Here is a 20,463-nt window from a genome sequence, read left to right as displayed (position 1 = left end):
CGTTGACACAAATGCCCCGGCATTCCCCACAGTCACGACGTACGCTTCGATTCGTTATTCCGTAGAGGATACTCTTATTGTGTCCAGCGTATCGGATCCTGTCGTTGCCGGAACTTCGAGCGACGTTGTCGTTGAGGTGAGAGACAGGTTTGGGAACAGGGTGCCTGACTACGATGGGACAATCGAGTTTTCGAGCAGCGACGGCAACCCCGAGACCGTTCTTCCGCCCGATTACACGTTTGTTCTGCCCGACAGCGGGCGGCACGTTTTTCCGCTGTCTGTGAAGCTTACGCTCTCTGGAGAGCAGTCCGTGAGCGCTTTCGATGTGTCAGAGCCTTCCGTGACTGGTACGCAGAGCGGCATAACTGTGGTTCCGCAGGATTGCGACTCCTTGATCGTCACAGCCTCTTCAATGGCCGTAGCTGCCGGAGACTGGCTCGACCTCGAAGTGGAGGCGAAGGATGAGTACGGGAACAGGGCCACCGGATACACAGGGGTAGTAGGTTTTGCTTCGTCCGACACTGGCAGTGCGACGGTGCTTCCTGTCGATTACGGTTTTGCACCCACTGACGCCGGGCTTCACGTTTTCTCTGCCGGGGTACGTCTCACTACGGTCGGTACTCACACGATATCAGCCGGCGACACCTCCGACGCTCAGATAGACGGTATTGTATCCGGCATCCAGGTCGGTCCCGGAAGTCCTTCCGTCCTTGTCGTTGTCCCGGACAGCTTGTTCCTCGAGGCCGGCACGCAAGGTACCTTCACGCTTACGATAAAGGATTCCTTTGGCAACGTTTCGCCAGCGTCTCTTCCGCAGACTCTCTACCTTTGGACGAATTCCGCCTCGGGAGAGTTCAGGGAAACGGGCGGGAGCGTTGAGATATTCGAGAAGGTGATGGCGGCAGATAGTTCGCAGATTTCCTTCGATTACGTTGACACCAGGCCCGTCGAGTCACAGCTCACGGTGATGGACGTCGACACTAACGCGCCGGCGCTTCCGGCCGCCACGGCACAAGTGTCGATTCATTATTCCGTAGAAGATACCCTTATTGTGTCCAGCGTCTCGGATCCTGTCGTTGCCGGAACTTCGAGCGACGTTGTCGTTGAGGTGAGAGACAGGTTTGGGAACAGGGTGCCCGACTACGATGGGACAATCGCGTTTTCGAGCAGCGACGGCAACCCCGAGACCGTTCTTCCGCCTGACTACACCTTTGTTCTGCCTGACAGCGGGCGACACGTCTTTCCGCTGTCTGTGAAGCTTACGCTCTCTGGAGAGCAGTCCGTGAGCGCTTTCGATGTGTCAGAGCCTTCGGTGACTGGTACCCAGAGCGGCATAACGGTGGTTCCGGAGTCCTGCGATTCCCTGATTGTCAGAGCCTCTTCAATGTCTGTGGCTGCCGGAGACTGGCTCGACCTCGAAGTGGAGGCGAAGGATGAGTACGGGAACAGGGCCACCGGATACACAGGCGTAGTAGGTTTTGCTTCGTCCGACACTGGCAGTGCGACGGTGCTTCCTGTCGATTACGGTTTTGCGCCCACTGACGCCGGGCTTCACGTTTTCTCTGCCGGGGTACGTCTTACTACGGTCGGTACTCACACGATATCAGCCGGCGATACCTCCGACGCTCAGATAGACGGTTTCGTCGAGGGAATAGAGGTAACGGCCGGAGCCGCGGCCAGCATCGAGTTGTATCCCCCCGGGGCATTTTATGTGAACGCCGCAGGGACCCAAGTCATCAGCGCCACGGTGAGAGACGCTTTTGGAGGCTCTTGTCCCGGCGAACTCGTGAGCGTCGTCATAAAGGACGCAGCCGACGGCTCTCTGGATGACGACCCGGCGAACTCGAACAACACTTCGGGCGGCGTTTCCATTCAGACGGGCGCTACCGACAATTCGGGTCTCGTCACGGTCCTCTATCGTGCTCCACAGGCGTCGGCTCTCGGTGACACGATCGACGCATACTGTTCCACCGTGAATCACCAGTCGGTGTCCGACATTTTCGTCACTTCAACTCCGGCGGGAGCGACGTCTCTCGAAATACTCCCCGCGCAGGCGGTGATGGACACCGCCGGAGCCGTGCTTTCGCTCTCGGTAGACGCCAAGGATAGTTTCGGGAACCTCGACACATCGGACACAAGCCTCGTCAGGATCAGGGCCTCCTCGCCGAGTGCAAGAATATCCACGGACGGCGGTTCGGCGTGGTCCGCAACTGCCGAGGACTCCTTGCGACTCGTCTCGGGCTCTTCGCAGTCAAGGCTGAAACTTACAGACACCACGGCCGGAAACCTCGGCCTTCTTGCAGAAGACGTTCAAGGGATTCTCATAAGCGCATCGAAGAGCAACATCACTGTCACGCCGGCTCTTCCCGCCGGCACGATCACCGTCGCTTCTCTAGAGGACACTCTGACCGCGAATGGGGAAGTGTCCACAATTGTAAGTGCGGGGCCCCTCGCGGATGGTTACGGAAACAACGTGGGCTCCGGGGTCAAGGTCACGGTGGCAGCCAGTCTCTGTCAGATTGTGGCGCCTGACGCGGACACGAGCGTCTCCGGGATTCAACTCTCGACGTCGGCGGACGGCAAAGTGTCGTTTGCCTTGAGGGCGGGCACCGTGGCCGGCAGCGACACCGTACGTGCAGCCTCTATTGAAGGGACCGCCAGCGGGCTCAAAACCATCGTTCTTCTCGACTCGCCCTACCTTCGCTACGTGGCCGGTTCCGTTTCTCCCGGTGTTGTAAACGACGGCCAAAAGGTCTCGTTTGAGCTTGAGCTTGAAAACACGGGTGGGGGCAGGGTCTACCTGTCTCCTTCCTCTACGTTCGGGTTCAACGACGGAAACGACGGCAGCTACGTCGCAACCCTCTCCGACACGGTCGTGGTTCTTGCGGGGACGCGGGCGCGCCTCGCGTTTGACTCGGTCAGTGTGCCCGATCAACTCGATCCAGGTTCCTACTCGCCGATCTTGAGCCTTTCGGGGAGAGACGGCCGTGGAAATTCCTTCTTACAGGGTCTCCAGGCGGGGGCCAACACCGTCAACGTGGTCGCGATGCGCGTTCGCACGATCTCTGCAAGATCCAGCGTGACCCGTGGAGACCTGGACACAGAGCTGGAAATGACCGTCGAGAACGAGGGAAGCATTCCGCTTCAAGTGACGGCGATAGGCCTGACGTTCTCGAGCGTGGGGCACAGTTACTCGCTTTCCTCGCCCGTTTTGCCTCACATTCTGGCGGGCGGCGAGACGCGAGTCTTCTCGTTCCTCGTTGACGTGGACGAGTATGCCCCTCTCGGCCCCTGTACCATTGACGGTTTCGCAAGCGGCGTGTCCGGCGGAGTTGACGTCAACGGCACTCATGCTGACAGCACTGCCACGTGGCTTGTTCAGAGTCGTGCAGCTCTTTCTTACGTGGACGAAAGCTTGACGAGGGCGAGTGTTTCCCTGGGGCAGGCGCACTCATTCTCGATGGCGATAGCCAATTCCGGAACGGTTTCGGTGGAGCTGGACACGTCCCTGACCTACATGAGATTCGGAGCGCCAGGGTCGGAGTACGTGGCGCGTCTCTCGACACCCACGCTCTTGAGCGGCGCCGGCGAGACTGTGGTCCACTTTGCCGAGGCTCAGGTCCCCGCATCGATGGAGATAGGAGCACATTCTGTGGAGGTTGTTCTGGCCGGAACTGAGAACCAGGCAGCCTTTGCGGACACGCTTTCCTGCGATCCGCAGACTGTGAGGGTGGAGCTTCCTACCGTGCTTGAATACGTCTCCATTTCTCCCGAAACCGTGAGCACGGGCCATTCGCCGTCTTTCAACGTTGTTCTGGCTAACAGAGGCGAGGCCGCTGCACGGATTCTCCCCGGCACGAGCTTGCGCTTCGGCACAACGCCGAAGTTCGAGGCGTTCTTTTCGGAGTCTCTCCTCGTGGAGAGCGAGAGCTTGCGGACCCTCACCTTCCCTGCCTCCGAGATCGACACGAGTTTTGCGACCGGTCCCTACAATCCGGAACTTCTCGTGAAGATTGAGGAGAACGGCATCGCCGAGGACAGTCTCATTACTCCAGGCAGTAGCATCGTCGTCCAGAAGAGGGCACTGCTTAGCTGGGTCGCCTCCAGCCTGGCGCCGTCGAGAGTCACGGCAGGCCAGGTGGTCGGCTTCTCTTTAGAAATCGAGAACCTGGGAGACGCGGCCGCCCTGGTGGAGCCAACTCTTTGCGAGATAGACATCAGGGACGGAGCACACGAATTCGTCGCCGCCGGTCTGGGCGCGCCCGTTCTGATAGCTCCTCGCGAAAGCGCCGTTCTTCAGTTTGTGCAAGACACGCTGTCGCCTGCAATGGCGGCCCAGTCGTACGGTGTGGAGCTCAATCTGGAAGGGGTCGAGAATGGTTTCCCGCTTGAGGCAAGGATTCTCTCGCCGCAGGGCGAACTTGTCGTACAGAGCGAATCTTCGCTGAGATACGTCTACGATTCCCTGACACCGGACGTAGTGGCGCAGGAGCAGACCGTAAGTTTCTCGCTCAGAGTGGAGAACACGGGCGATGCGACGCTTTTCGTGGCGGACTCGAGCTTCCTGTCTTTGGGTACCATCATCGACACCGTGGATTGTTCTCAAGGATGTGATGTGCCGGGCCATTCGACGGCGTCGCTGCACTTCAGAAGCATAACGCTTGACAGCACGGCAATAGCGGCCGGCCCCCACGCCGTTTCCCTCGAGTTCGAGGGGACGGACGGGAATGGATTCCTTTTCTCCCAGACGCTTTCGACTTCTCCCGACAGCGTTCTCGTGAACAGGCCCGGAGACTTGCGGATCTACTCGACCGCGCTCGACTCACCGAACGCGCCGCGCGTCAATACGTCGCAAGCGTTCGTGGTGGACGTCGAAGTAGAAAACGTGGGCCAAGAAGACGCACTGGACGTCGTTGTTTCTCTCTCCTCGAACGGCGGCTCCGTCATCGGGGGCCCCGTGACTGCCGGTGTAGTTCAGGGTGAGAGCAGGAAAACACTCAGCATCCCAGTGGAGGCAGGTACTTCTGGGGGAGCCGAGACCTTTACCGCGCAGATCGAGTCTTCGGTCGGAGCAATAAGTGGGAAACCCCTGTTTGTCGGCGTCGCTCTCGACGATACGACGAGCGCCATTATCGAACTGCCCGCGCTCCTTTCGCTCTCGACTTCGATCTCAGAACCGTCCGGAGCGACCGATAACATACTGTCGACGCAGCAGAATTTCAAGATACGTGCGATCGTGGCCAACACCGGAGAGGGATCAGTGGCTTCAGGCGGTACGCTTGGCATCGCCGTTCCACAGGGCTTCAACCTGCTCTCCCCGCTCGTTCAGAGCTTCGAGCCCGGTGTCGCAGTCGAATGGTCGCTGGTCGCTCCTGCGGACCCATCCGACTCGGAAGGATTCCTGGTGACGATGGCGAACGTACCGCTCGCCATCAACACAGGCCAGGCGGCAGACACGCTGAACGCGAGCAGAGTTTTCGACGCGTCGGTAGTCGTGAAGACCAACCTCTCGCTTCAATCCGCCATCACTGCTCCCGCAGATGCCACGGACGGCAGTCTGCACGTGAGCAGTCGGTTCACCATTGTGGCCACCGTGTCAAACCTCGGGACGGCGGCCCCAGCGGCGAGCGGGAAGATTGCGATCTCTCTCCCCGCGGGCTACGCCCTGGCAGAGGGCTACACTCAAGAGCAGGACTTTTCGGTTGGGGTCCCGGTGCGTTGGGACGCGATTGCTCCTTCGGAGACCTCTCCGATCCAGAGCATCTCTACATACATTTCCGTGATTCCTCTCGACGAAAACACCGGCGCTGAAGCCTACGTTTCCACCGGCACTAAAGACATCGCCGCGTACGTGGAGGCCAAGAGCATGATTGCCGACGTGCCTCCTCTTGTCGAAGCTCCGGCGCAGATGGCGCCTGGAGAGAGCTCCGTATGGTTGATGGCCCTAAGAATCACTAACCCCCAGGAGATCGGCGAGGGGAGCGACATTGTGCTCAAGGCTCTGAGTTTCTTTGTGGACGGAGAGGATTACGCAAGACTCGCGAATCCATCTTCGGTTCTCTCGGCCGTGAAACTCTCGCGATACTCTTCACCCGGCATCCTGCTGGGCATTGCGAGCGTCTCGTCAACGAATCCCGTGAGAGTCGAGCTTGCGCCCGAAGCCGACACGCTTGGTCCCGGCGAGAGCGACACGCTTCTGGTCATGGTTGACGTGTCGCAGTACCCGGGCGGCACCGGTCTCGTGCTTGAACTCGAAGGAGACGCGGCGTTTGAAGTTGTCGACGTTGCCTCGGGACAGGCAATAGGAGTGGTGTCCTCGGACAACGAGACCTTCCCGCGGACTTTTTCTGCACCTTCGAGATGGTTCACGGGTGTCCACAACTACCCGAACCCGTTCAGGGCGGGCATGGAATCCACGAGGATTTCCTACAATCTCGAGCGCGATTCCAAGGTAACGATCAGGATATACACGCTCGACGGGAAGCCCGTCTTTGCGAAGACTTTCTCCGAGCAGGAATCGGAGGGCAGGGAAGGGTTGAGAGAGATTCTCTGGGACGGCAAGAACGGTAGCGGCGACGTCGTGCTGAACGGCGTTTACATCTGCAAACTCGAAGCAGCGGGTGTCAACGCCACGTTCAAGATTGCGGTGGCAAAATGAGAGGCATTGCACAAAAAGGTCGCGTGACTATTCGCAGTCGCCCTGAGATCGGGCCCTGTGGCGCCGTGGCGACCGCCATGGCGGCTGGGGTACGTGCCTCGTCCTCTGCAAGAGTCACTGTCATGGCCGCGGCAGGGCTCCTGGCGGCGACCTTGCTTCTCCTTGCGCTTTCGTCGGGCACGAGCGTTGCGGCAAGCAGTGTGTCCGGAGGCACCGAGAGCATTTTCTCACTCGGCGCCGGCTCGAGAGCGCTCGGGATGGGTGGCGCCTTCACGGCGATTTCGGACGACGCGACGGCAACGTACTGGAACCCTGCCGGGCTCTCCTGCCTCGGACAGACCGGCATCACAGGATTTCATTCTTTGCTGTTCGAGGGGAGTTCACTCGATTTCTTCTCGATAGCGCACCCCACCGTCCGCTTCGGTGGCATCGGTTTCGCGTTCTTGAGAGTCGGAACCGATGGAATACAGGCCTACGACGACAGAAGCAGAAGCCTGGGGCAGATAGGTTTCTCTCAGAGCGAAATGATATTTTCTTACGGCCGGAAGATTCCGTTCAACGTGAACGTCGGAGCTTCCCTGAAGATCGTGAATCAGGGGATGGGAGAGCTGAGCACAAACGGTGCGGGATTTGACGTCGGGGCCCTTTACTCGGTGCCGTACGTCAAGGGACTTGCGCTCGGTCTGGCCGCCCGGGACGTGCCGGGCGCCAAACTCAAGCTTGCTGACAGAGTCGAAAATACTCCGCGCACCCTGCGTGCCGGCGGGTCCTACAGAGACTCACTGCGCGGGGGGCGTGACGTGCTTCTCGTCGGGATTGACGTCTCTCTGCCGGAGAAGGCAAACACCAACGTTTCAGTGGGAGGCGAGTACGTCGTGGATCAACTCGTGGCTCTCAGGGCGGGATTCAAAGAGGGGAAACTCTGCGCCGGAGTTGGTGTGAAATGGAGAAGCTACTCACTCGACTATTCGATCGGAAACAGCGAACTGGGGAATCTGCACCAGTTCTCGGTCTCGGCCACCTTCGGAGATCCAATTGCCCTGCGAAAAGAACGCGAGGAGCGCGAGCGCAAGCGGGAGCTGGCGAGAATGCTCGAAGAAGAAAAGGCCAAGAGGATTGAAGCTCATGCCGAGCTCGCAAGGCGCGCATTCGATCAGGCGAGCTATTCCAGCGCCCTCGACGAGTGGAACCTCGTGCTCGAATACGATCCGGAAAACGCGCAGGCAAAGGAGAGCGTCAAGAAGATAAGAGAGGCTCTGGCAAGGAAGACCGAGGAAGAGGCCAGGATGGCCGGCGAGCACGCGAAGCTTCATGTGTTACTTGAGGTGGCCAAGGAGTACGTGAGCCAGGGCGACTTCAATGCGGGTCTGCTGCGGTTTAGGCAGGCAAACGAGCTCGAGCCCGGAAACGCCGAGGCCTTGAGCGGCATCAGGCAGGCGGATTCACTCATTGCCGTAGACGTGGCCTCTAACGTCGCCCTTGCGAAGAATCTCGCCGCCTCGGGGAAATATCTCGAGGCATACTCGGCGTGGAACAAGGTGCTCATCCTGAGTCCCGAGAACGAAGAGGCCAGAAGAGGAATGGAGACTTCGAAGAGCGCGGTCGAGACCGTCGGACGCGACCTCGTGGAGGCCATGCGCAGAATAGATGCTCTAACACTTTATACGAACGCTGTAACTGCTTACGACAGAGAAAATTACACAGAAGCCAAAGCGCAACTCCAAGAGATGCTGAAACTCTACCCGGCCGATCAAGAAGGCCTCAGACTTGCCGAAAAGATAGAAGAGAGGCTTTCTCCGAAAACGCCCAAGGTAGAAGAGAACGTGAAGAAGCTCTACGTAGAAGGGATGAACCACTTTAACTTGGGTGAATACGAGAAGGCGATTGAGTCCTGGAAGAAGATTATGGCAGTGGATCCTCAGAACGAAATGGTTGCCAGGAACATTGAGAAGGCGAAGGCCAGACTCTCTTCGGGCGAAAGGAAAGCGCAGTAGCATGACCGTGGTGAGAAAAATCCTGGGTGACAGAAGCGAAAAGCGGTTCAACCTGGAAATCCCGGGTGAAGAGAGATACCTGGTCCAGGTGCGGGAGTTCGTGGACAAGGTGTGCGCCGAGCTCAACGTCGCATCCACAGCCACGAACGCCATGAAGCTTGCGATTGACGAAGCCAGCACCAACATCATCAAGCATTCCTACAGATCGAAGAAGGGGTCGATAAAGGTCACCGTCGTCGCGTCCGGATCGAACCGCCTCACCATCTCCCTCACGGACAATGGAGAGAGCTTCGACCTTCAAAAGGTGCGAGTGCCTGACCTGAGACGCTACGTGGCCACGGGAAGAAAAGGTGGGTTGGGTCTCTTTCTCATGAACAGGCTCATGGACGACGTCAACTACAATGTGACGCCGTCAGGCAACGTGCTGACAATGAGGAAGGACCTTCTCGGAAAGCGCAAACGCCCGCCTCTGGCCTGGAAGAGGCCTATATGGCACAAGAGTCTCAGGTTCAAGTTCAGCTTGTACGCATCCGCGATCTTGTTCGCGATAGTAGCGAGTGCCTTCTTCTACTTTGTCGTGCGCCAGGACAGAACCATCACGATAGAAGTAATCGCACGGAGCAAGGCCATCTCTGCGGGGATTGCCCGCCAGAGCACCGAGCTTCTTCTCTCCAAAGAACCGCTCTCCGTAGAACAGACGCTCCTCAACGAGACGATCGTCCGTACCCTGAAAGAGAATCCACAGATCGCCGGCATAATGGTCGTTGACAGGGAGGGAAACATCTGGGCGAGCGACAAACCGGCGCAGGTCTTTGCCTCGTATGAGGCCATTCTTTCTGAATCTCAGGCGCAGGACAAGGGGTATCGGGCGAAGCTCATATCGTTGTCCACACCTATCGCCGTCCAGGCTCCCGGCTCTGCGGCCGCCGAGCTAGGCAGGGTTTACCTTGACATCAGAAGAGACGCGCTTAACCAGTACATGGCCCGGGCCAGAGGAGCGCTTCTGGGAACGGCGCTGCTCGTCCTTGCGCTGGGGAACGTCGCCGTTTGGTTCGTCGTGTCCCGCTTTGTCAAGCCGCTCCAAAAACTGTCCGACGGCGTTCGCGCAATCGGAGAGGGGATGCTCGACAGAAAACTGGACGAAGGAGGTCCCGACGAAATAGACGAGATAGCCCGCACGTTCAACGAGATCACCGCGCGTTTCAAGAAGGCACAGCAGAACCTCGTCGAACAGGAACGACTGCAGAAAGAAATGCAGGTGGCCCAGGAAATCCAACAGTCTCTTCTACCGCGAGAGGTACCGACGGCGGAGGGATTCGAAATCGGCACTCTCTACAGAGCCGCGAAAGAGGTTGGAGGCGACTATTACGATTTCGTGTGGGTGGACGACGACACTCTCGGCGTTGTCGTGGCGGACGTCTCCGGCAAGGGGGTCGCAGGCTCGCTGGTCATGACCATGATAAGAACGGCCTTGAGAATGGAGGCGAGGGGCAACAGGTCGGCGAAGGACGTCGTTGCGAGAATGAACAGCTTTGTCACGGACGACATGAAGAAGGGCATGTTTGTCACGATTTTCTACATGGTTCTGGATTCGAGACACAGAGTGATCAGCTTCGCCAGCGCGGGTCACAACCCGATGATTCTCTACAGGGGCGATTCCGGCGAGACGTATTTCCTCAATCCGAAGGGTTTCCCCGTGGGGATAGACCTCGGGGATCGTTCTCTCTTCGAGAAATCGATCGGCTCCGAGAGCATCAAGCTCAAGCAGGCGGACATGCTCATCATTTACACGGACGGCATAACCGAGGCCATGAACAAGGACGGCGAGCTCTTCGGCGAAGAGAGGTTCTTGAGAGTCATCAAGAAATACGGCCAATTGCCGCCGCAAGAGTTTGCCAGAACGCTGGACGAAGAGGTGGCGGGCTTCACGGGCGGGGAAGCACAAAATGACGACATAACGCTCGTAGCCATAAAGGAAAGGGCGGTTGTTGACGATATACTATATGACGTCAGAAAGAAGCTCATTGACTTGGTTGAAGTTGAAGGTATGTCCGTGAACGAAGCGTGCGAGATAATGAAGGTGTCTCCTTCAAGCTATTACAAGTACAAGAAGAGGATGCACGAACTGGGAGAGGAAGGTCTCAGGGACAAGATTCCGAGATCTCTTGAGAAACTCGGACGCGTGAGCCTTGAAGTCGAGCAGAAGATTCTCATGGTTGCGAAGACGTTCCCTTCCTACGGGCCGAAGCGGATCAGCCGCGAGCTGAGCAAGGCCGAGTTTGGCAGTCTCGACGTTTCGCCCGGGAAAATCTATCTATGTCTCAAGAAACTCGACCTGGGCACCAAAGATCAGAGAAAGAAGTCTGCCTTAGAAGGCACAAGAAAAATCATGAATCTCGACATGGAGGACAACACCGGGTACCCGACTGCGGTCGGCCTCGAACCAGAAGAGGTCCACTCTAGCACTCAGCCCACCGCAGTGGGGGAGGAGGAGAGCAAATGAAGGGCATCGATGTAATAGTTGAGCAGGCTGGTTCCCACTATCAGGTAGCGGTCGTCCGCGTGCTGGGCCAGATTGACACCACGACGTCACACGAACTTGAGCGAAGACTGCAGTACCTGCTCAAGGACCGCCAGTTCGAGATAATCATCGATCTGGGCAAGGTGACCTACATCAGCAGTGCGGGCTGGGGAATCTTTATCAGCGAGATTCGTGGAATAAGAGAGAGCGGAGGCGATCTCAAGCTCATCGGAATGACACCGGAAGTAGCAGAGGTGTTCGAGCTCCTCGAGTTCCATAACATACTTGAATCCTTCAAGACCGTGGAAGCTGCCGTGGAAAAATTCGAGAGACCGAAGGCCGCACCGGTACAGGAGAAGCCGAGGTCCGACGAATCAGACAAAGGCACCGAGCCCGTGGCGCACGGGACTACGGGCCAGGGTACGGGAGCGGCGACCGCTTCCCAGGTCGGTACTGGCACGGTTGGCACTGCCGCGGCCGGTGATACCTCGCCCAACGCCGGTGGTACAACGACTGGTAGCGCTCCGGTCACGGCTGGTGGTGCAGCCGCCGGCAATACAACGGCTGGCACTGCTTCGGCATCGTCGCTAATTGGCACGCCCAGCACTTTCGAGACCGAATCTCACGCGGCCGACGTCACCTCGAGCAAGAACCTCGAAGCAATGATCCGTGAGATTGTGCGGGAGCATCCCGACTACGGTAGCATCAAGATTGCAAGAGAACTACTTGCGCACGACTACAGGAGGCCGATCAATCCTCTCACGCTGTTCATGGAACTCAAGCGCCTCAACCTCGATACGAGAGAAAAGCGCATACGCTACGCTGATTCGCTTGCCGTGGCGGGAAGCAGGAAATAGGTGGCAGAATTTTCTTGACACGCCTTCGGGTCTTCCGGTAGCGTTCTTGTTACCACACTACCCAAGCCTTTTATCCACTTTCCAACCCTCCTCTGCCGGTTTTGTTGTATTCTTATCTTGAGAACCGAGCAGCATGATTTTTTGCGTGATCGCGTGCTTCCAAACGAGACCTGATGCTTCCGCTCGTTTCCAACTGAGACGTGACGCCCTTGAGTGTCGCCAAGAGAGACGCGACATCCTCGCGCGCCTCCGGAAAGGGCGTGGCGATGATTTTCCTGATCCTTGGGGATTCAGTGATTGTGAGGATGGGTTGATATGAGTGGTCGGCTTCCTTTCGTAAAGGGCCTTTCCTTCTCACCGGTTTCGTCCTGGCTTCTTTTGTCCGCCCTCGCTTTACTTCTCGTTCTCCTGGTCGTTCGCCTGTACGTGCGGAAGGACACTCGGCTCGGCAAGGAAAGGCGGCGACTTCTCATGGGACTACGTATCGCCGCGTTCATGTGCGTCCTGTTGGCCCTGCTTCAGCCCGTCGTGAGCATCGAGTCCAAGGAGAGCCACCGGCCCAAGGTGTTCGTCCTGGTGGACGGTTCGGCTAGCATGAAACAGCCTTTCGATCTCGCGGTTGCGGAGGACTCGAGCCGTTCCCGCGCCGACGTGGCGCTCGGCGTGGCTCAGAGTCTGCTCAAGCAGCTTCCGAGAAGGTTTGATAGTTCCGTCTATGTGTTCTCAGACAGTCTGCGGGCAGTCGAGAAGAAGTCGATTCCTGCGGCTGCGGCGGCCACGGGTGCGAACGAGCCGCCTACTGACGCGGCCGGAAGTCGAACCGCACTGGGCCAGGCCCTGGAAGACATCTCTTCCGGGGTCGGGAAGACTCCCGCGGCAATAGTCGTAATTTCCGACGGCGCGAGCACGTTCGGCCCCGATCCGACCAGCGTGGCGAAGCGAATCTCGCTTCCTGTTTACACCGTTCTGTCGGCAAAGGAGGGTTCCTTCAGGGACATCGAAATCACGGAGGTTCTTCATCCAGCGTCCGGCTACGCCGGCAGCGAAGCGCCCGTGCTCGTGCGCGTGAAAGGTTACGGCCTCGAGAACCTGAACGTTCCCTTGAGTATCTCGGAAGGCGAGACCGTCATATCGAGAGGGATGCTGAAGCTCGCCGGCTCGGCCGAGACCGAGATTTTCCTCTCCGTCAAGCCGACTTCGGCGGGTCTTCATTTCTACAAGGTGAGCGTCCCCGCGGTCAAGGGTGAGGCTTCCACTGCGAACAATTCGACCTCCTTTGCAATCAGTGTGCTCAGCGAAAGGCTCAAGATTCTCTACCTCGAAGGAGACATCACGTGGGACTTCACATTCTTGAAGAGGCAGCTCGAGTCCGATCCGAAGCTCGAGACCACGTTCGTTCTCGTGTCGGGACGAAAGACGAAGCTACCGGCCCTCAAAGGCTTGGTTTCATCCGTGCCTCAGGGTTTTGGCAGAAGCTCCGTCGTGTTTGTCGGTGATGGCGCCGCGCGCTACCTGGGCCCTGACGTGTGGGAGAGCCTCGAGAGTTTCGTGAGTTCCGGCGGAGGGCTGTTCGTCGCCGGCGCCGAGGGGTTGAAAGAGGTGCCGGAACCTGCCAGGAGGCTGTTGCCGGCCCGGCTGCTCAAGCCGAACGCCTGGGGACCCGAGAACTATCTGAACTGTCGAGTGACGTTCGACGGTCTCAACCACCCGATATGTGATGTCGAGAAGGAATCGTCTTCCAACGCGGAGAGCTGGGGAGATATCTCGCCACTTCTTGGTTCGCACGCGATTGACTCCGCAAAACCCGGCGCCTCGGTGCTCTTTGATTCCGGGACCGGGGACAAGAGTTTTCCCGTTATCGTCGCCGGCTCCTACGGCAAGGGAAGGGTGCTCCTCGTTGCGGCGAGCGGGGTTTGGAGATGGGGTTTCTCGGTGCCGGGCGCGGGAGGTTCCGACAGGCTCTTCAGTGGGTTCACAGCAAATGCAATATGGTGGCTTTCGGAGGGTGAGAAAGACGGAGCTTTCGACTTCAAGCCTCAATCGTGGGTCTTCCAGAATGGAGAAGAGGTCACATTTTCGGGCGGCGGCGCTCCGAGAAGGACCACGGGCGCTCCCGAGACCCCCGTTCCCTCCGGCGAAGAATCGAATCTCAAGCTTGAAGTCACTGGAGCCAACAATAGAAATTTCGATCGCATCCTCACAAGAAGAGCGGGCACAGATAGTCTGGCTGCCGACCTCGGCGTTCTCGCCCCCGGCACGTACAACTACAAGGTCTCCGACGTCGAAAACGGAGGACGCGCCATCTCTACCGGCAGCTTCCTTGTGGATTCGAACGGGCCGGAGTACAGAAACCTCCTTCCCGATTCACGTCTTCTGAGCTACGTGTCCGAGGCTTCGGGAGGAAAGTCTTTCGGGACGGACCAGGTTGGCGCGCTCGCCCGCGAGATCCAGACTTTCGGCGAGAAAGCGACTGTCGAACGTCAAGTCAGACTCTGGAATCATCCTCTTTTGTTTCTGGCCTTCACGATGTTTGTGGCCATCGAGTGGTGGTTGAGGCGACGTTCGGGACTTCCGTAAGTCTTCGTAAGTCGCCGAGAATGGGAGGTGGACGATGGGTGGTGGCCTTTTCGCTTCGATTCCTCTTGCTTCGATCCTCTTTGTTTCGATTGTCTCAGTGTCAACTGTCTTTCCCTCGGCCGCCCAGGACTTCGTCATCAACGAAATCCTCTACGACCCGGAGGGAACCGACGAGGGGCTCGAGTTTGTTGAACTGTACAATCCCACGGAGGTCCCTCTTTCCCTCAAGGGGCTGGCGCTGGAGACCGGAAACGGCGCCAAGGAGGGAGACTGGAGCCTCGCCATTCAGTGGGAGTCGGACTACTACGTCGAGGCCCACGGCTACGCTGTCATAGGCGAAGACGCCGTGAGCCCTGCTCCTCAATTTGTCAAGCAGCTAGACCTACAAAACGGGCCCGACGCCTGCAGGATAAGAAGAGCGACGGAAATAGTGGACCTCGTGGGATGGGGCTCGCACTCGTTCCCGGAGTACTACGAGGGCACTCCGTGCGAGGACGTCGCTTCCGGAATCAGCGTAGGAAGACTGCCCGACGGCGTCGACACGCAGGACAACTCGGCCGACTTCAGCGCCCTCTCTCCGCCTTCTCCCGGAAGACGCAATTTGTGCGTCGTAGACGCCGGTTTCGTCTCCGGGACTCTGAGCACGACGCCGGCCCTTCCTCTTCTCTTCGAGAATGTCGAGATCACTGTCGAGGTCGGGAATTTCGGCGCTCGCGAGCTCGCGGACGGAGAATGCCTGGTCGAATTCTTCGGGATCGCGGATTCGGCGCGCAGTTTTCTTGCCTCAACCACGACGCGAGCAATCGCCCCGAAACAGTCCGAGACCGTGTCGGTGTCCCTGCTCCCCGAAGTCGAGAGCTGCATGACTCTGGAGGCGGTGCTCAGACTTGGGGAAGACGAGAATCGAAGCAACGATACCGCGTCGACAAGTCTGCGCGTCGGCGAGGGCGACGTCGTCGTAAACGAAATCATGTACGCACCGGCCACGGGAGAACCCGAGTGGGTGGAGCTTTTCAACAGAGGGCAAATGCCCGTGGACGTGAGAGGCTGGTGGATAGAGGACTCATCACAAAAAAAGGCGCGCCTTACATCGCTTCCGGTAGTGATCGGGCCCGGCGAATTCCTGGTCGTCACTCAGGACAAGAAACTCTTTCAGGAGACGCCGAATCAATGCGAAGGCCGGGCGATTGAACCCGAGGGAAGCTGGCCTTCCCTGAACAACAGCGCGTCTGGAGGAAACAGCTACGCCGACGTGGTCTGCATAAGGGACAGCTCTGGTTGCATAAGCGACTACGTGGCCTACTGCGAAGACTGGTCCACTCGCAGCAACGGCTCGATCGAACGCGTTTCTACGTCTGTGAGTGGCAGGCAGGCGGCCAACTGGTCTTCGAGCGTGGCGTCTTCGGGCTCGACGCCCTGCGGACGTAACAGCGTCTGCGAGGCCGCGCGAGGCGGTGGCTCGTTCGAAATCGGTATGAGCAGTCGCGTGATCTCGCCGGACGGAGACGGAATCGACGACAGAGTCGTATTCTCGTTCGCGCTTCCTTCGCTCGGGACGAAAGCGAATCTCACCGTGTTCGACTCGGACGGTAGAACAGTGAGACGACTTCTTGACCAGAGGAGAGTCGGAACGATCGTCCAGACGATTTGGGACGGGATTGACGAGGAAGGGAGAATCGTCCCGCCCGGTGTCTACGTGGTGAGCCTCGGCGTAAAAGAAGCCGACGGAGGGTGGGAGGAATCCAAGAGCACCATAGTCGTGGCTCCGCAGGGAATGAGGTAGAGAGACAGTGAACCCCATGAAAACATCACTCAAACTGGTTTTCTCGTGTCTGCTCGCCTTCCTCTCACTGCCGGCCGCGGTTCACGAGTCATGGGCGGCCTTCGAGGGAATCTTTGTGGATTCAAAGACTGCGGCGATGGGGGACTGCTGGAGCGCGTCAGATTATGGATTTCATTTTCTCGCTCCCGTGCCGCCCTTCGCGACGGACCTGAGCGCGAGCGCTTGTTATTGCGCGCCGTACGGACTCTCCGAGCTTGAGCAAAGGAACGTTCTGTTGAACGTCCCCCGACGAGACAACGTGCTGACATTCGGTATTGCCGAGAGAGGGGGCAGCCTCTACAAGGAGAGGATTCTCTCCGCCTGCGCTTCTCGGCAGCCTTTTTCTTCGACAAGAATCATGCTTTCCTTGGGGTTACTTTCGATGTCCGTCGATGGTTATGGAGAAGCGAGATTCTTCGCCCTGGGCGCCGGTCTGCGTTCGAGGCCCGTTCGATCTCTTGAAGCGTGCGTCGGCCTGGGCAATCTGGGTTCGAGCTCGGCGTCCGATTCGTACAGGGGAGCCGTTCCCTCGACCTTTCTCTTCGGCTTGGTTCTGACCCCCGGGAAGGGTGTGACCGCCGCGGGAGAAGTGCGGAAGATTCCGGGAAAGCAATCTTCCTTTCACCTGGGTGCGGAGCTCGCGTCGCAGAGCGGGATTCGAATCAGGTGCGGACTCCAGACAGAGCCGGTAGAGCTCGCGATAGGATTCGCAATAGATATTGGTCGCTTGTCAATTGAGTCTGCCTCCTCGTTCCATTCGGCACTCGGCCGAACGGACGTAGTTACGCTCACGTTCAGAAGGGGAGAAAGATCCTACCCCTCGCGCGACGGCGCGAAGGATCGGCGGAAGGGGGAAGCCCGGTGAAAGAAATCACTTGCCGCCCGTCGTCTCTGCTGTTATCGTTCTGTGCTGTGACTTCACGGTGGACCTCTGGGACACAATTCCTTTATTTTCAGTATGTTATGGACCGTCTGGCGCGGGCATTGCTCGATCTTTCGCGCTCGGCCTTGAGCCTCTTCCTTCTGGTCCTTCCGAGCTTGATTCTACCCGTCGCCTCGGCCGGGCAAACGTCGTCTCCCCCGGTGTCGTCTTTGTCAGGCGTGTTCCAGGGAACGTCACAGGCAGCGTCCTCTCAAGCAGCTTCCGCCGAGCCGGAAAACGTCAGCGATCTGGAAAACATTCTCGGAGAAGACGCGGGATCCGTGGAAGCCGATTTCCTTGTTGATAGGCTCGAGAGGTTCAAGGCAAGACCGATTGACCTCAATTCTGCTACCACCGCTGAACTCTCGCAGCTTCCCTGGATATCGCCGGTCCTTGCGAGAAAGATAGTGTCCTTGCGCGAAAAGACAGGCGGGTTCCGCTCGCTCATCAACTTGATGGCGATAGAAGGCGTTGATTATCAGCTATTGAACAAGATTGCCCCCTACGTGACGATGGCCGCAAAGGGGATTCCTTTCTGGATCCCCCTGGAGGGTAGGGTGAGGGCGGTCGGACCGACCTCCGCGCGAGAGTTCAAAGACGTCCACTTCTATACTCGTGCGATCTCGCGGCCTTCCGAGAGGATAGAGCTTTCCTACGTCACAGATAAAGATGAAGGAGAGAGCACGATGGGAGACTACCAGGCAGGATACCTCACCGTGCGAAGCGACGCCCTTCTCTCGTCGGTGTCGGCGGGGGACCTCTCGGCGGAGTTCGGCCAGGGGCTTGTGCTCTGGGCTCCGCAAGGTTTCTACAGGGGATACGAGGCGGTCTCTCAAACAGACAGAGGCGGTGCGGGTGTTCATGGCCATCGTTCCTCTCTGGAGAACGGAGCGCTGAGAGGAGCGCACGCAAAACTCAAGGGCAAGTGGCTCTCATTTGAAACCTTGTTCTCTAGAAGCAAGCTCGACGTGTATCTCAACGATGACGGAACCGCGAGAAGGCTCGCGGAAACCGGCTATCACAGGGAGGCCTGGGAGCTTCGCGGAAAAGATGCTTTGACGGAGACACTGCTCGCTTTTCACGCGGAAGCAAAGTGCACAAAGAGCTTCTCTCTTGCGACGACCTTCTACGCCGCGGACTACGACCCCCCGTTCTCATCGGGCGAGGAGCCTTACCTTTATTCCTTCACGGGGAAGAAAGCCTCGGTGGGCGGGATCAGCGGGAATGTCTCTCTCGGGCAGGCGGCCATTTTCGGAGAAGCCGCGCTCATGAGCGGAGGCAGCAAGGCGTTCGTGTTGGGATGGGTATCCGACATGCACGGTGTCGAGGTTGCGAGCGTCTTCAGGTCATACGACACAAATTTCTACAACTTGCGGGCCTCCTCTTTCTCGGGAGGCAACCCCTGGAACGAACGAGGAGTGTACGTCGGACTTCAGGGTCGCCTTGGAAAGTACAAGCTCAGTGGCTATCTGGATGGGGTTCAGCGCCCCGGCCCGACAACTGTGACAAGCCGTCCCACGTCCGGTTATGAGACAGCGGGCTCGATAGAACAGAACCTGGGCAGCGGCATCACGGTGCGAGTCAAGGGAAAGCTGTCCAAGAACGACAGCTCGGCAATCGATCCTTCGGACCCGTACGGAAAAATCTCCTCGGTCTCGTCGAGGGAAACGATTAACACCGACGTTTCCTGGACTCCCGGCAGTCCCCTCACGATGAAGTTGAGGATCTCGACCGTCCGAGCCGAGGAGAATGAGAAAGGCTCGCTCGTTTTTACGGGCTTCGCCTACACTCCAGAAGGCTTGCTTACCCTCAGGGGTCGTGTGATATACTTTGATACTTCGTCCTACGAGTCCAGGGTCTACGAATACGAAGACGATCTGCCGGGTCGCGTGACCCTTACACCGCTCTGGGGCGAGGGCGTGAGATGGTACGTGGTGCTAGGTGTTAGAGGGAAGAGGCTCGGAGCCGAGGCGAAGTACTCGCAGACTCATCTGACCGAGACAAATGCGGCCGAGGATGACGGGAACCCCGAACTCGGGCTCCAGCTAGATTTCACATTCTGATTTCTGCGACGGAGGTTAGACATGTATGCGAAGCGCATGAAGAAACTGGGAACAGAGACGGCGTTTGACGTTCTGGCCAAAGCGAAGAAGCTCGAGGCCAAGGGAGTAGACGTGGTGCACCTCGAGATCGGGGAGCCCGATTTCGACACCCCTGCCAACATTACCCAAGCGGCCATCGATGCGCTCAGGCAAGGTTGGACACACTATAACCCGTCTCCCGGGTTGCCGGAGTTCAGAGCGGAGATCGCCAAGTTCATCACGAAGGACAGAGGCATCAATGTGGCTCCAGAGAACGTCGTCATTACTCCGGGCGGGAAGCCGATCCTCTTCTTTTCGGCCCTCGCGATTCTCGACGAGGGCGACGAGGCCATCTATCCGAATCCCGGCTTTCCCATTTATGAGTCCGTCATCAGGTTCTTCGGAGCCAAGCCTGTTCCCATACGCCTGAGAGAAGAAAACGATTTCGGTCTCGACATAGGAGAACTGAAGGAGAAGATTACGTCCCGCACGAGGCTGATTATTCTGAACTCTCCTCAGAATCCTACCGGAGGCGTGCTCAAGCGCGAGCAGCTTGGCGAGATCGCCGATCTCGTTCGAAAGAAAAACTTGTTCGTCCTCTCCGACGAGATCTACTGCAAGATACTCTACGAAGGTGAGCACGTGAGCATCGCGTCGTTCCCTGGAATGCAGGATAAAACCATAATACTGGACGGCTACTCCAAGACCTACGCGATGACCGGTTGGCGCCTGGGCTACGGCATTCTGCCGCCGGACCTGGCGCCGCACATAACGCGTCTGATGACTAACAGCGCCTCCTGCACGGCCAGCTTCATTCAGAAGGCCGGCGTCGAGGCCATAGTTGGCCCCCAGAGCGAGCCGGAGCGCTATTTGGCGGAGTTCAAGCGGCGTCGAGACGTGATCGTGGACGGGCTGAACGCCATTCCGGGCTTCAGCTGCCTGCGCCCGCAGGGCGCGTTCTATGTTTTCCCCAACACGAGTAGGACGGGCTTGACCTCGACAGATCTGGCCGACTACTTGCTGAACGAAGC

9 protein-coding genes are annotated in these 20,463 nt (G+C 58.3%); all 9 read left to right on the top strand.

Going from position 1 to position 20,463, the window contains the following annotated elements; genetic code table 11:
- Window positions 1-79: 79 nt before the first annotated feature.
- Window positions 80-6,658: a T9SS type A sorting domain-containing protein gene (locus NTX17_05090; protein ID MCX5800745.1), complete on the top strand. Its 6,579-nt coding sequence runs from the start codon at window positions 80-82 to the stop codon at window positions 6,656-6,658.
- Window positions 6,655-8,652, top strand: a complete 1,998-nt coding sequence (locus NTX17_05085) for a PorV/PorQ family protein (protein ID MCX5800744.1) — start codon at window positions 6,655-6,657, stop codon at window positions 8,650-8,652. Before NTX17_05090 ends, NTX17_05085 begins: the two co-directional genes overlap by 4 nt.
- A gap of 1 nt (window position 8,653) precedes the next feature.
- A complete protein-coding gene (locus tag NTX17_05080) occupies window positions 8,654-11,155 on the top strand; it encodes a SpoIIE family protein phosphatase (protein MCX5800743.1) in 2,502 nt (833 codons plus the stop codon).
- Window positions 11,152-12,030, top strand: coding sequence for an anti-sigma factor antagonist (locus tag NTX17_05075; protein ID MCX5800742.1), 879 nt, complete (start codon window positions 11,152-11,154; stop codon window positions 12,028-12,030). Before NTX17_05080 ends, NTX17_05075 begins: the two co-directional genes overlap by 4 nt.
- A gap of 315 nt (window positions 12,031-12,345) precedes the next feature.
- Window positions 12,346-14,607, top strand: coding sequence for a VWA domain-containing protein (locus NTX17_05070; protein MCX5800741.1), 2,262 nt, complete (start codon window positions 12,346-12,348; stop codon window positions 14,605-14,607).
- Window positions 14,608-14,641: 34 nt separating this feature from the next.
- Window positions 14,642-16,390: a lamin tail domain-containing protein gene (locus NTX17_05065; protein MCX5800740.1), complete on the top strand. Its 1,749-nt coding sequence runs from the start codon at window positions 14,642-14,644 to the stop codon at window positions 16,388-16,390.
- 16 nt (window positions 16,391-16,406) lie between these two features.
- Complete coding sequence (locus tag NTX17_05060) at window positions 16,407-17,294, top strand: hypothetical protein (GenBank protein ID MCX5800739.1); 888 nt, start codon at window positions 16,407-16,409, stop codon at window positions 17,292-17,294.
- A 236-nt stretch (window positions 17,295-17,530) separates the two neighbouring features.
- The gene (locus NTX17_05055; protein ID MCX5800738.1) at window positions 17,531-19,414 is read left to right on the top strand and encodes a helix-hairpin-helix domain-containing protein; all 1,884 of its coding nucleotides are present in this window, start codon (window positions 17,531-17,533) and stop codon (window positions 19,412-19,414) included.
- 21 nt (window positions 19,415-19,435) lie between these two features.
- Window positions 19,436-20,463: pyridoxal phosphate-dependent aminotransferase (locus tag NTX17_05050; GenBank protein ID MCX5800737.1), on the top strand; the 1,028-nt coding region annotated here is incomplete at its 3' end.

The sequence above is a fragment of the Candidatus Eisenbacteria bacterium genome, from assembly GCA_026388185.1.
Lineage (GTDB): Bacteria > Eisenbacteria > RBG-16-71-46 > JAFGJU01 > JAFGJU01 > JAPLKG01.
This window is presented reverse-complemented; position numbering and strand designations above follow the sequence as displayed.